The 12,562-nt window shown below is 36.5% G+C and carries 12 protein-coding genes; 3 read left to right on the forward strand and 9 right to left on the reverse strand.

Translation table 11 applies throughout. The features are described 5' to 3' along the window. Nucleotide 1: 1 nt before the first annotated feature. From murG to mraZ, 9 genes are read right to left on the reverse strand one after another with little or no spacing between them, the layout of a single operon-like run. Complete coding sequence (gene murG, locus ACVFVN_RS13165) at nt 2-1,108, reverse strand: undecaprenyldiphospho-muramoylpentapeptide beta-N-acetylglucosaminyltransferase (protein ID WP_456235622.1); 1,107 nt, start codon at nt 1,106-1,108, stop codon at nt 2-4. After that, nucleotides 1,095-2,330: an FtsW/RodA/SpoVE family cell cycle protein gene (locus ACVFVN_RS13170; protein ID WP_165134789.1), complete on the reverse strand. Its 1,236-nt coding sequence runs from the start codon at nt 2,328-2,330 to the stop codon at nt 1,095-1,097. Before ACVFVN_RS13170 ends, murG begins: the two co-directional genes overlap by 14 nt. Nucleotides 2,331-2,350: 20 nt before the next feature. Continuing rightward, nucleotides 2,351-3,685 carry a UDP-N-acetylmuramoyl-L-alanine--D-glutamate ligase gene (gene murD, locus ACVFVN_RS13175; protein ID WP_456235623.1) on the reverse strand — a complete coding sequence of 445 codons (1,335 nt, stop codon included), beginning with the start codon at nt 3,683-3,685 and terminating at the stop codon, nt 2,351-2,353. A gap of 58 nt (nt 3,686-3,743) precedes the next feature. Continuing rightward, complete coding sequence (mraY, locus tag ACVFVN_RS13180; protein WP_456235624.1) at nt 3,744-4,985, reverse strand: phospho-N-acetylmuramoyl-pentapeptide-transferase; 1,242 nt, start codon at nt 4,983-4,985, stop codon at nt 3,744-3,746. A gap of 29 nt (nt 4,986-5,014) precedes the next feature. After that, the gene (locus ACVFVN_RS13185) at nt 5,015-6,475 is read right to left on the reverse strand and encodes a UDP-N-acetylmuramoyl-L-alanyl-D-glutamate--2,6-diaminopimelate ligase (protein ID WP_456235625.1); all 1,461 of its coding nucleotides are present in this window, start codon (nt 6,473-6,475) and stop codon (nt 5,015-5,017) included. A gap of 9 nt (nt 6,476-6,484) precedes the next feature. Continuing rightward, entirely contained in the window at nt 6,485-8,479 is a 1,995-nt protein-coding gene (locus ACVFVN_RS13190) for a penicillin-binding transpeptidase domain-containing protein (RefSeq protein ID WP_456235626.1), read from the reverse strand. Then, nucleotides 8,460-8,828 (reverse strand): FtsL-like putative cell division protein, encoded by a 369-nt coding sequence (locus ACVFVN_RS13195; RefSeq protein ID WP_165134804.1) that lies wholly within the window; start codon nt 8,826-8,828, stop codon nt 8,460-8,462. The genes ACVFVN_RS13190 and ACVFVN_RS13195 overlap by 20 nt, the downstream gene beginning before the upstream one ends. Nucleotides 8,829-8,849: 21 nt before the next feature. Continuing rightward, on the reverse strand, nt 8,850-9,743 hold the full coding sequence (gene rsmH, locus ACVFVN_RS13200; RefSeq protein ID WP_456235627.1) for a 16S rRNA (cytosine(1402)-N(4))-methyltransferase RsmH: 894 nt from the start codon (nt 9,741-9,743) through the stop codon (nt 8,850-8,852). Then, nucleotides 9,733-10,200, reverse strand: a complete 468-nt coding sequence (gene mraZ, locus ACVFVN_RS13205) for a division/cell wall cluster transcriptional repressor MraZ (RefSeq protein ID WP_456235628.1) — start codon at nt 10,198-10,200, stop codon at nt 9,733-9,735. Before mraZ ends, rsmH begins: the two co-directional genes overlap by 11 nt. Nucleotides 10,201-10,508: 308 nt before the next feature. Between mraZ and ACVFVN_RS13210 the strand changes: the two genes are divergently transcribed. The 3 genes from ACVFVN_RS13210 to ACVFVN_RS13220 are packed head-to-tail and all read left to right on the forward strand — an operon-like array spanning nt 10,509 to nt 12,395. Beyond that, nucleotides 10,509-11,270 carry an alpha/beta fold hydrolase gene (locus tag ACVFVN_RS13210; protein WP_165134813.1) on the forward strand — a complete coding sequence of 254 codons (762 nt, stop codon included), beginning with the start codon at nt 10,509-10,511 and terminating at the stop codon, nt 11,268-11,270. A 60-nt stretch (nt 11,271-11,330) separates the two neighbouring features. After that, on the forward strand, nt 11,331-11,948 hold the full coding sequence (gene yihA / locus ACVFVN_RS13215; RefSeq protein ID WP_165134816.1) for a ribosome biogenesis GTP-binding protein YihA/YsxC: 618 nt from the start codon (nt 11,331-11,333) through the stop codon (nt 11,946-11,948). Between the two features lie 3 nt (nt 11,949-11,951). Continuing rightward, nucleotides 11,952-12,395, forward strand: coding sequence for a GNAT family N-acetyltransferase (locus ACVFVN_RS13220; protein WP_165134819.1), 444 nt, complete (start codon nt 11,952-11,954; stop codon nt 12,393-12,395). Nucleotides 12,396-12,562: the final 167 nt, after the last annotated feature.

Genomic DNA, 12,562 nt, shown 5'->3' on the forward strand with positions numbered 1-12,562 from the left:
ACTATTTATTTATCGTTTTTAAAATTTCGTCTACAATCTCGACTGTTGCATTTGGTTTTGCAAAACTTTTGATATTGTTTGACATGTCTGTTCTTAGTTGCTCGTCTTTGCAAACAGCCATCAGTGTTGACCAAAACAGATTTTTCATTTCGGAGTCTTTCACCATTTTGGCTGCATTTTGTTGCACCAAATTAAGGGCGTTTTTGGTTTGATGATCTTCTGCCGCAAATGGGAAAGGCACCAATAATACGGGTTTCCCGGCTACCGACAATTCTGAAATCGCAATAGCGCCCGCTCTCGACACAATAACATCCGCTGCCGAATACGCCAATGGCATATCGTAAACAAATTCTTTCAACTGAATTTGATTTTTTAAATCTGAGATTTGAGAATCTTTATTTAAAGTTTCAAAATCCAATTTTCCTGTTTGCCAGATAAGCTGCAAATTTTCTTTTGCAAAATTTTCAAGATTATCTTTCCAGCCATTATTTAAAGTTCTTGATCCTAAAGATCCTCCAACCGATAAAATACAAAGTTGATCTGGGTTGAGACCCATTTGTTCTTTTGCAATTTTAGAATCTATTAAATTTGAAACTATCGTTTGCCTGATGGGGTTTCCAGAAAAAATAACTTTCGTTTTCGGAAAATCTTTTTCCATGTTTGGATAAGCTGTAAAAACCGCTTTTGCCTTTTTGCTCAGTAACTTATTGGTCACACCAGGATAGGCATTTTGCTCCTGTATAAAAGTCGGAACGCCTTGTCTAGCCGCCGCCCACAAGGCAGGACCACTTGCAAAACCGCCGGTACCAATTGCAAGATCAGGTTTAAAATCTCTAATAATTTTTTTCGCTTTGTTAAGACTTGATATTAACTTGAACGGTAATTTTAAATTGGCTAACAAATTACCTCTGTCTATTCCAGCGATGTTTAATCCTATAATATCAAAACCTGCCTGAGGCACTTTCTCCATCTCCATTTTGTTTTCTGCTCCTATGAACAAAAACTGAGCATCAGGATATCGTTTTTGGATTTCCTGTGCTATGGCAATTGCTGGGAAGATGTGTCCTCCAGTGCCCCCGCCGCTTAATAATACTCTAGGCGATGTCATTAATTTCTTCTATTGTTTGTTTTTTTCCTAATCCTTCCTCATCATATACCTGAATTCTTGAGCTGATGCTAAGAATAATTCCTAACTGAATGTATGTTACCAACATCGACGTACCTCCGTAACTGATGAGTGGCAAAGGCTGTCCTGTAACCGGAATTAGATTAACTGCAACGGCAATATTAACAGCTAATTGCACAAAAATCATAAGCCCAATTGCGAGGACGAGTAAGGACCCAAAGAATGCTGGCATTTTACTAGCAATCATCACAATCCTAATTATCATAATCATGTACAGGCTGATGAGCACCAAAGCGCCGAGCCAGCCATATTCTTCTACTATAATGGCAAAAATAAAATCCGATACCGACTGTGGAAGTGTCTGCTTCAGCGCACTTTTTCCTGGGCCGATACCATAAAAACCTCCATGTACAATGGCCGCTTTAGCCTGCATGACTTGGTAGTTTTTAGCTTTTACCGCTTCGTCTTCAACGTCGGCATCTTTTTTAGCATTGGTAAATGTTTCTACGCGACTCATCCAAGTATGTACACGGTTGTTATTAATCATACTTGTATTAAGCGCAACCAATAGGAACATTACAACTAAAATGACCGAAGTTGAAATAAATCCTGCAATGTATTTCCAATGTAATTGTCCAAAAACTAATACACCAATGGACACCATCAAAATCATCAAACCTGTAGAGCCATTGTCTTTTGCAACCAAGAGAAACACCAACAAAATAGGTCCGAAAATATAAATTACATTTTCTATAGGCAGCCTTTCTCTTGATATTTTCTTTGTTAAATAACGGCACAAGTAGATGATTAACATTAAATAAGCAAAAGACGACGGCTGGAACGAAATCGGAGTTCCAGGGATTTTTAACCAACGCGAAGCACTAGCACCGTCAATCGTCTGCCCCGTAAACATCGTAATGCATAACAAAATAACTGTTACACCTAGCAATATGGAACTTAGCTTTCCAATATACTCATATTTGATAGCGCCAATACCTCGCATAATTCCGAGACCTATGACTAAGAAAATCATGTGTTTCAAAATATGGCTCGTCGTGGTACCGTTGTTAGCAATATACTCCAAGTTGGAACTTGCCGAATATACAGGAAATATCGACAGAAAGGATATCAAAATGATAACCATCCAAAGAACTTTATCGCCCTTCAGTAGCTCGAATTTATTATCTGTCGTTTGGTTTTCCATCTTCTGTTATCTGCTTCTTTTTATTTCTCTAATTTTAAAACTTCTTGTTTAAACTGATTGCCACGATCTTCATAACCGTTGAACAAATCAAAACTTGCACAACAAGGCGACAAAAGTACCGTATCGCCTTCCTCGGCCAGCTGTGAACAAACCTTTACCGCATCCTCCATACTTGAAGTCTCGTAGATCTGCTCTTTATCATTTTTAAAGAAATCGATAATTTTTTGATTATCAACACCAAGGCAAACTATCGCTTTCACTTTCTTTTTCACGAGTTCTTCAATCTCGGTGTAATCGTTGCCTTTGTCTTTTCCACCCACAATCCAAATCGTTGGTTGCTTCATACTTTCTAGAGCGAAGTAGGTGGCGTTGACATTGGTTGCTTTGCTGTCATTGATGTATCGTACACCTTGGATATCCGCAACATTTTCCAGACGATGCTCCACAGCTTGGAAAGTCATCAGCGAATTGCGAATACTTTCATTACTGATATTCAATAATTTACTCGCAATACTTGCTGCCAGACTGTTGGCAACATTATGTTTTCCTAAAAGTGAAAGCTCATCGATTTTCATTTCGAAATGCTCATTAGTATTCACAGAAATATCATTATCCGTAGCATAAGCACCATAATCTAAACTTTCGGTCATAGAGAAGGGTACTTTTTTCACTTTAAGATCCAGTTTGTCCAGAATCCTTTGGCTCATTTCGTCATCTTTATTGTAGATGAAAAAATTTTGTTCATTTTGATTTTCTGTAATTCTAAACTTTGCTAAAGCATATTCTTCGTAATTGTAATTGTATTGATCCAAATGATCTTTTGACAAATTCAACAACAATGAAATATAAGGTCTGAAAGTTTGTATGTCATCTAGCTGAAAGCTGCTAACTTCCAAAACATAATAATCGAAATTATCTTCTGCAACTTGCTTTGCAAAGCTTTTGCCGATATTTCCACCCAAACCAACATTGAAACCGTCTTCTTTAAGAATATAATAAATCAACGACGTGGTGGTCGTTTTACCATTGCTTCCTGTGATAGCTATAATTTTGGCATCTGTAAACTCGGAAGCGAATTCTATCTCGGAAGATAGTCTGATGTTTTTATTTTTAATTTTAAGAACGATGTCGGCTTTCTTAGGAATTCCAGGACTTTTTATAACCCAATCTGCTGACAAAATACGGTCTTCAGAATGTTGTCTTTCCTCAAAATCGACACCTAGATCTTGCAATTCTTTTTTGTAGTTGTCACGGATTTCTCCCATATCGGATACGAAAACCTCGAAGCCTTTTTTCTTTGCTAAATAAGCGGCACCCACGCCACTTTCTCCACCACCTAGAATAACTACTTTCATCTGTTATATCATTATGAGATTTTGAAATTTAAAAACTTCTTAATCTTTGTATTTTAACTTATCTAATTTTTAATGTTATCAAACAAATAATCGCCAATAACATTCCCAAAATAATGGCACGGTTTACGATTTTGCTTTCATGATAACCTTTCTTCTGATAATGATGGTGCAAAGGCGACATCAAAAAGAGCCGGTTATTTTGTGCATATTCTAATCCGTATTTTCGTTTTCTATATTTAAAAACAATCACCTGCAACATTACAGAAAGGTTTTCCACCAAGAAAACGCCACACAATACAGGAATTAATAATTCTTTTCTTAAAATAATTGCTAAAACGGCAATCACCCCACCTAACATCAAACTTCCGGTATCCCCCATAAAAACTTGCGCTGGATAAGTATTGTACCAGAAAAATCCGATAACTGCTCCAACCAAAGCGAGGGCAAAAATGGTTGTCTCTCCCATATTGGGTAAAAACATAATATTGAGGTAATCCGCAAAAATAATGTTACCCGACAGATATGCAAAAAACGCGAGTGTCAGCAATATGACGACGCTGGTTCCGGCGGCGAGCCCATCGATACCATCAGTAATGTTAGCTCCGTTGGATACAGCCGTTACAATAAAAATAACAATGGGGATAAAAACAACCCAAGACCATTCGTGTGCTTCATCTGGACTCATCCAGAATAAAAGTCCACTATAATCAAACTCATTATTTTTCGTGAAAGGCACTGTCGAAACAGGGATTCTTTCTTCTGGCATAAAATTCTTTTCGACATTGTTACGGTTGACAACTTTGGCATCAGAATATTTTCTTTTGACCTCGATGTCTGGATGGAAATACATCGTCACCCCTACAATAAGTCCCAAGCCAACCTGTCCAATAACTTTGAATCTGCCTTTCAGGCCGTCTTTATTTTTTTTAATTTTCTTTAAATAATCATCCAAAAAGCCAATAGCGCCCATCCAAAACACAGAAATGATTAACAAAACAATATAGACATTGGTGATTTTTGTAAACAAAAGAACCGGAATAATGGTCGCCACAATAATGATGATACCTCCCATTGTTGGCGTTCCTTCTTTTTGTTTTTGCCCAGCCAAACCGAGATCTCTCACCAATTCTCCCATCTGTTTTTGACGAAGATAATTGATGATTTTCTTACCGTAAGCTAAGGCAATAATCAATGAAAACAACACCGCCATTGCAGCTCGAAACGAAATGTATCGAAAAAGATTCATCCCTGGAACATGAATTCCGTGGCTAATAAGATATTCGTTTAGGTAGTATAACATTTTCTTTTATAATCTTTGGTTATAAAGGTTTATTTCCCCATTAAGTTTAACAATTCTCTAATGACTTCCTTATCATCAAAATGATGTTTGACACCGTTAATCTCCTGATAAGTTTCGTGTCCTTTTCCTGCAACCAAGACAATGTCTTTAGGTTCAGCAAATTTTATCGCCATTTTAATAGCTTCTTTACGATCCGGAATCGAAATATATTTATTAAAATTTTGCGGTTCCACGCCGGTTTCTATTTCTTTAATAATTGCGGTAGGGTCTTCTGTTCTTGGATTATCCGAGGTGATAATTGCCACAGTTGCTTTCTGAGAAGCTATTTTTCCCATTTGCGGGCGTTTGCCATGATCTCTGTCGCCACCACAACCGAACACACAAATCAATCTTTCATTTTTTGTGCGTATCTCGTTGATGCTGTCCAGAATATTTTCTAAAGCATCTGGCGTATGTGCATAATCTACGACGAAAAAAATTCCACTGTCTGATTTAAGAGTTTCGAAACGCCCATTAACACGGTGAAGTTTTGAAATCGCTTGTAAAATTTCGTTTTCTTTCATGCCCAATTCCATGGCGATGCCATAAGCCAACAACAAATTATAAACATTGAACTTCCCTGTTAAAGTCGTCCAAAATTCTTTACCATTAAAATTCAGCAACATCCCGTTGAAGTCAACTTCCAAAAGCTTTCCATGGAAATCCGACATCGTCTTCATCGCAAATGACTTTCTGCTCGCTTTGGTATTTTGCAACATGACATTGCCATTCTTATCATCCGCGTTGGTTATTGCGACAGCGGAAGCTTCTAACTCATCAAAGAAACGTTTCTTCGCTGCTAAATAATTATCAAATGTTTTATGGTAATCCAAATGATCTCTTGTGATATTCGTAAAACCTGCAACTTTGAAGTGTAATCCTTCGATGCGATCTTGTACAATTCCGTGAGAACTCACTTCCATGAAGGCATATTCGCAGCCTTCTTCGACTGCTTTTGCCAACATTTCGTTAAGACGAATGACATCTGGTGTGGTATGTGTGCTTGGGATAACCTCATCGGCAATACGATATTCCACCGTAGAAATAAGCGCAGACTGGTATCCTAAATTTTTAAAAATATCAAATAACAAAGTCGTTACAGTGGTTTTTCCATTGGTTCCTGTAACACCTACTAAGTTTAGCTTTTGGGATGGGTTATCATAGAAATTAGAAGCTAAATGTCCTAATGCTTTTGATGAGTTTTCCACCAAAATATAAGTCACATCGTTTTGTGAAATTTCTGGTAAGGTTTCGCAAACAATAGCTTTTGCGCCTTTTTCAATTGCTGAATTGATAAATGAATGTCCATCTGCAAGCACACCTTTTATCGCAACATACAGCGAATTTTCGACAACTTTTCTACTATCGAAAGCAAGCATAGAAATCTCTTTATCCAAAGAGCCTTTGGTTTTTAAAACTGGAATGTTTGCTAATAATTTCTCTAAATTCATTTTCACCAATTATTTCTGTAAAGTCAGATATATTTTTTGATTTTTTCCAATCGTAGCTCCTGCAGAAGGAAATTGCTCCATGATTTTCCCAACCCCTTTGAAGTCCACGCGATAACCTAAATTCTCTAACTGCGGAATAGTGCTTTTGCCAATCATCCCAACAACATTTGGCATCACGCGATTTTCAACTTTTAACTTACGGTTGGGTTCAATCATTTTATCCAATTTTACTGGATGTTCTACTAGCATTTCCTTTTCAATGTTCAAAGGTGTTTTAAGGAAAGTTTTTCCAGCAATCTCTTTAAACACTGGCGCCGAAACCGATCCACCATAAAATCCTTTTGAAGTATCTGGCTGATTAATCATTACGATACAAGTATATTTCGGATTATCTGAAGGATAAAATCCAGCAAATGACGCTTGGTATTTTCTTGGACCAGGTTTCCAATATTCGAATCTGGCCGTTCCTGTTTTGCCAGCAATTTTAAGATTTGGTGTATAAATACTTTTCGCGGTACCTTTTTCTACGGCTTTTGTCAAAGCATCTGTCATCATTTTGATAGCTTTGTCCGATGCCATTTTGTTCACCAACACTTCTGGTTTTGCATTGTACAAAACCTTTCCATCTTTCATGACTTTATCAATAAAAAGTGGTTTTACCATTTTCCCATGATTAGCAACGCCATTGTAAAAAGTCGTCAATTGTAACAAACTAAAACTAGAAGAATAGCCATATGCTAAAGAAGCCAAAGTCGCTTTGTTCCAGCGTTTACTTTTTGGTGTTTGGATAGAAGGTTTGGCAATACCCGGCAACTCAATGTCCATTTTATCAAACATTTTCCAACGTCTCCAGTGGTCTAGGAAAACCTCGGGTTTGTCTGCATAATGTTGTGTAATAATCTTAGCAGCACCCACATTGCTCGATTTCGCCAAAACATCACTCACGTCGTAAGTGCCGCCGCCATGGCCATCTGTAATTAATTGTCCTGCATAATTCCAGTTGCCATTTCCGATATTAACTTTCGTATTTTCATCTACAAAACCATCGTCCATTGCCGCCAAAATTGACATTGTTTTGATAATAGATCCTGGCTCTTGCGCATCTTTAACAGCAAAATTGTAAGCATCAACATAAATACCTGGGTCGGTTCTTCGAAGGTTAACCATCGCGCGAACCTTTCCGGTTTCTGTTTCCATAACGACAACACAACCATGATCCGCATCAAAATTAATCAACTGATTTTCTAAAGCTGTGTGCGCAATATCTTGAATTCTTAAATCTAAAGTCGTGTATACGTCTTCGCCATCAACAGGCTCCTGAACTTTCCAATAATCAATTGGCTTCCACTGAGATGAGTTAATTTTTTGTTCAAGACGCTTCCCATCTGTCCCTGTCAAATATTTGCTAAAAGCGCCTTCTAATCCTGATTTTCCGTTTTCGTTATCTGCTCCGATGGTTCCCGCCCCAATTTGGGTCGTTGCGAGTTCCCTTTTATAATTTCTATCAACAATAAAACCACCTCTGTTTTTTCCTCTATCAAAAATTGGGAATTTTCGGATTCTATCATATTCATCAAAATCAAGGCCTTTTACTAATGCATAATATTGATTTTTCTTTTTCTTTTGTTCATCAAATTTTGCGCGAAAATAGCTTCTCGGCTTGTCAAACATTAAACTTAAAGAATCGGTTAAATCGCTGATATTATTTTGATAAATTGTATCGCGCATCGTTTTGAAATCCAAATAAATATCATAACGCATCACCGTAGTTGCCAAAATAGAACCATCCGAAGCATAAAGATTTCCGCGCGCTGCTTTCAGGGTTGCCTCGCGGTAATTTTTGTTGATGTAATTGTTCTGAAATTCCTCAACATTGGTATTTTGCAAAATCAAAATCCTTCCCAAAAATATAGTAAAGAGACCAAAAGCTACCAATGCAAAAAGGTAGCCCCATCTCAGTGCTTTGGAACGCTCTTTTTCGAAATCAGTGCTTTGTTTTGACATCCGTACTATCTAGTTTTATAAGGAGTTTCATAGGGTGACTTTCCAAAGTCATCAACGAGTCGCCAAGCATCTCTTTCCCCAACTCCGATTCTAATTTTATCTTTATCAATCGACTTTGCGCGTAGGCATTTCTCGATTTATATTCTTCGGTTTCTTCTTTTAATTCGTTAACGCGTTCGATTTTTTTACCTACCAAGTGGTTGCTGTATATCATCACCATTAATAATCCGAACACCATCAAAAAATATCTGTAATGTACCTTAACTTCGTCGCGATTAAGAAAATTCCCCTTGATAATATCTATCAGAGTTAGTTTTTTCTTAGGTCGATTAAGGATTTTTTTTGCCAATTTGTGTTTTTATTTATTCGATTATATTTTGCTTCCTATTCTCATTTTTGCGCTTCTAGCACGAGAGTTTTCTTCAATCTCAGCATCATCTGGAACAATAGCTTTTGTCTTTACGAGCTCAAAAGATTTTTTGTAATTACCGTAGATGTCGCGCTCTGGTTCTCCTTCGAACATTCCGTTTTTCAAAAAGCGTTTTACCAAACGATCTTCTAAAGAATGGTAAGAAATCACCACCAATCTTCCTCCAGGTTTTAGAATTCGATAAGATTGCACCAACATTTCTTTTAATACGTCTAGCTCTTGATTAACCTCAATTCTTACCGCTTGGAATAACTGCGCAAAAAACTTGTTGCTCTTATGTGGTGGCATATAACTAAAGACATCTTTAAGATCTTGCGTTGTTTCAATAACTTTATTTTTACGTTTATGAACAATTTCGCGCGCCAATTTTCGAGCTTCGCGCAATTCTCCGTAGTAATAAAAAATATCTGCTAAAGCTTCTTCTTCATAATCATTAATAACTCTTTTTGCATCCAAGCCTTGCATAACATTCATCCGCATATCCAAAGGTGCATTACTTCTGATGGAAAAACCTCTTTCGGCCTCATCAAACTGATGCGATGAAACACCCAAATCTGCCAAAATACCATCCACTTGAGTAATACCATATATTAATAAGGAATTCTCTAAGAATCTGAAATTTTGATTAATCAAAGTGAATCGAGGATCATCAATCGCATTTTTTAAGGCATCCGTATCTTGGTCGAAAGAAAACAAACGAGCTTCTGACGAGAATCTTAACAAAATCTCACGCGAATGCCCGCCACCCCCAAATGTGCAATCCACATAGATTCCATCTGGATTTGTGACCAATGCGTCAACACTATCTTTTAATAATACAGGATTATGATACATCTTCGTTATTAATATTTCCCATTACTTCCTCTGCTAAATTTGCAAAATCAAGCGTTGCCGCATTAATAATTGCCTCGTAATCGATTTTATCCCAAATCTCAAACATTTCTCCTGCGCTTGTTATCACAATATCTTTTTTAAGATTTGCGAACACCATCAGATCTTTCGAAATTTGCAATCGCGAATTTGAATCCAGTTCCACAGCCTTAACACCTGCGGTGAAAACCCTTATGAACTCGACATTCTTTTTCACAAAACGATTCAATGAATTGATTTTTGTCATCACCTTATCCCAAGACTTTTTAGGATAAACCTCAAGACAATTATTAAACACCGAACGTTTAACAACAAGCGTCTGGTCATCAAAGACTTCCATCTGCTTTGCTAGAGAAGATGGTAATTTGATGCGACCTTTATCGTCAATTTTACATTCGTATGTGCCTATGAAATCATTCATTTGGGACAAATTTATATAATTTTTTTCCACTTTTTACCACTTTCTACCACAATTTTACTTAATGTTCATAACTTTTGATGCTTAAAAACCAATATTTAAAAGTTTGATTTTAAACACTTTATCAAAATCACATTCCTAAACCATGATAAACCCAAGCATTTTCATAAATCCAATGAAAAATCGACAACAAAACGATAAGAAACAAAATTTTAGTTAAACTTTTTTAATATTTTTGAAATAAGACACGATAAAAAGGAAATTTTATCTTTTATTTGTATTTTTGCAAGGCTTATTTGCGAAGCACCTCTATGATATTCAAAAAGAAAAATAAAAAATTCAATTACATCGAAGCTGGTAGCGGTCATCCAATGATTCTTTTACACGGATTAATGGGTGGTCTTAGCAATTTTGAAGACACGGTAAACTTTTTCGCAGAAAGAGATTATCAAGTTTTTGTACCTGAATTACCGATATACGATTTGCCGATTCTTAATACGAATCTTACAACAATCGCAAAATACGTCATCAAATTTATTGAAGACCAAAAAATAACAACACCTGTCACTATTGTTGGGAATTCCATGGGTGGTCATGTTGGCCTTATCCTAACTTTGGCGCGTCCAGATTTGGTTAAAAACCTAGTTCTTACAGGAAGTTCGGGTCTTTACGAAAGAACTTTTGGAGATAGTTTTCCAAGAAAAAGCGATAAAGATTATATTAGAAAAAAAACCGAAGAGGTTTTCTACAATCCAAAGATTGCAACAGAAGAATTGGTAGATGAAGTTTTTGACGTGGTTAACGACCGCATGAAAGGCATAAAAACGGTTATGCTAGCCAGAAGCGCCATCAAACATAATATGTTAAACGATCTTCCAAAAATCACATGTCCCACTTGTCTTATTTGGGGAAAACAAGACAATGTAACGCCTCCCGATGTAGCTGAGGACATGCACAAATTCATCCCAAATTCAGAGTTATTTTGGATTGATGAATGTGGACACGCCGCGATGATGGAAAAACCTAAAGACTTCAATGAAATATTGTATTCTTGGTTACAAAAAGTAATGTAAATAAAAAATAACAAACCATTAAGAACTCAAAAATCTTAATGGTTTTTAATTAATACAATCATGCTCATAAAAACAGCTGAATTCGTAAAAAGTAGTGGCAAATGGCAGGAATGTCCAGAGCCAACATTAGCAGAATATGCTTTCATTGGCCGATCGAATGTTGGAAAATCTTCGTTGATCAACGCCATGATGAATCATAAAGACCTTGCCAAAACCTCACAAACGCCTGGAAAAACACAACTCATCAATCACTTTTTGGTGAATGAAGAATGGTTCTTAACCGACCTTCCAGGTTATGGTTATGCGCGTGTTTCCAAATCAACGCGTAAAGATTTTGAAAAATTAATCACCAACTATATTCTTAACAGAAAAAATCTTGTCAACCTCTTCGTTTTAGTGGATGTACGTCACACACCTCAAAAAATTGACATCGAATTTATGCAATGGTGTGGTGAAAGCGGCATACCATTCTCTATTGTATTTACAAAAGCTGACAAGATGAAACCTGGTGGTGCACAAAGAAATATCGAAGCCTACGAGCAAGAGCTTTTTAAATCTTGGGAAGAACTTCCGCAGATGTTTTTGACGTCTGCAGAAAAAAAACAAGGCGGTGACCAAATATTAGATTACATCGAACAAACCAACCTATATTTAATTAAAAATAAAATTAAGTTTTAGAAAATGATTCTTTGGAAAATTAAAGCATTTGAGGATATTACAAGAGATGAGCTTTATGCAATCCTAAAAGTTAGACAAGAGGTTTTCATTGTGGAACAAGAAACCTATTATCTTGACACCGATGATACCGACCAAAAAGCCTTGCACGTTTGGGCAGAGCTGGACAACAAGGTAGTTGCCTATTGTCGCGTTTTCAACAAAGCTATTAAATACGATGAAACAAGCATTGGCCGTGTCTTGACACATCCTGACTATCGTGGGCTAAAACTTGGACGAACTTTGATAACCTACGCAATACAATGTATAGAAACCCGTTTCAAAACCTCAAGTGTAAGAATCTCTGCACAAGATTATCTACTTAAATTTTATGGTGATTTTGGTTTTATAGCAACAGACAAAAAATATCTCGAAGACAATCTTCCACATACTGAAATGTACAGAAAATAAAAAGAGGCCTTATTCTACTGAACAAAACCTCTCGCAAAAAATGTAAAGTGTGTGTGTATTTTAAATGTGTTTTTGGCTAGAAAAAGATATTCATCATTTCCTTATCGCAAAACTACATTGCTTTTAATTATAAAAAATACGGTAAACCGTAAAATGCTAATTTATTT

The organism is Soonwooa purpurea (assembly GCF_053891095.1).

What these genes read in the sequence shown, in the direction of transcription:
- murG (WP_456235622.1), bottom strand. Translation starts at nt 1,108, where the DNA reads ATGACATCGCCTAGAGTATTATTAAGCGGCGGGGGCACTGGAGGACAC.
- ACVFVN_RS13170 (WP_165134789.1), bottom strand. Translation starts at nt 2,330, where the DNA reads ATGGAAAACCAAACGACAGATAATAAATTCGAGCTACTGAAGGGCGAT.
- murD (WP_456235623.1), bottom strand. Translation starts at nt 3,685, where the DNA reads ATGAAAGTAGTTATTCTAGGTGGTGGAGAAAGTGGCGTGGGTGCCGCT.
- mraY (WP_456235624.1), bottom strand. Translation starts at nt 4,985, where the DNA reads ATGTTATACTACCTAAACGAATATCTTATTAGCCACGGAATTCATGTT.
- ACVFVN_RS13185 (WP_456235625.1), bottom strand. Translation starts at nt 6,475, where the DNA reads ATGAATTTAGAGAAATTATTAGCAAACATTCCAGTTTTAAAAACCAAA.
- ACVFVN_RS13190 (WP_456235626.1), bottom strand. Translation starts at nt 8,479, where the DNA reads ATGTCAAAACAAAGCACTGATTTCGAAAAAGAGCGTTCCAAAGCACTG.
- rsmH (WP_456235627.1), bottom strand. Translation starts at nt 9,743, where the DNA reads ATGTATCATAATCCTGTATTATTAAAAGATAGTGTTGACGCATTGGTC.
- mraZ (WP_456235628.1), bottom strand. Translation starts at nt 10,200, where the DNA reads ATGAATGATTTCATAGGCACATACGAATGTAAAATTGACGATAAAGGT.
- ACVFVN_RS13210 (WP_165134813.1), top strand. Translation starts at nt 10,509, where the DNA reads ATGATATTCAAAAAGAAAAATAAAAAATTCAATTACATCGAAGCTGGT.
- yihA (WP_165134816.1), top strand. Translation starts at nt 11,331, where the DNA reads ATGCTCATAAAAACAGCTGAATTCGTAAAAAGTAGTGGCAAATGGCAG.
- ACVFVN_RS13220 (WP_165134819.1), top strand. Translation starts at nt 11,952, where the DNA reads ATGATTCTTTGGAAAATTAAAGCATTTGAGGATATTACAAGAGATGAG.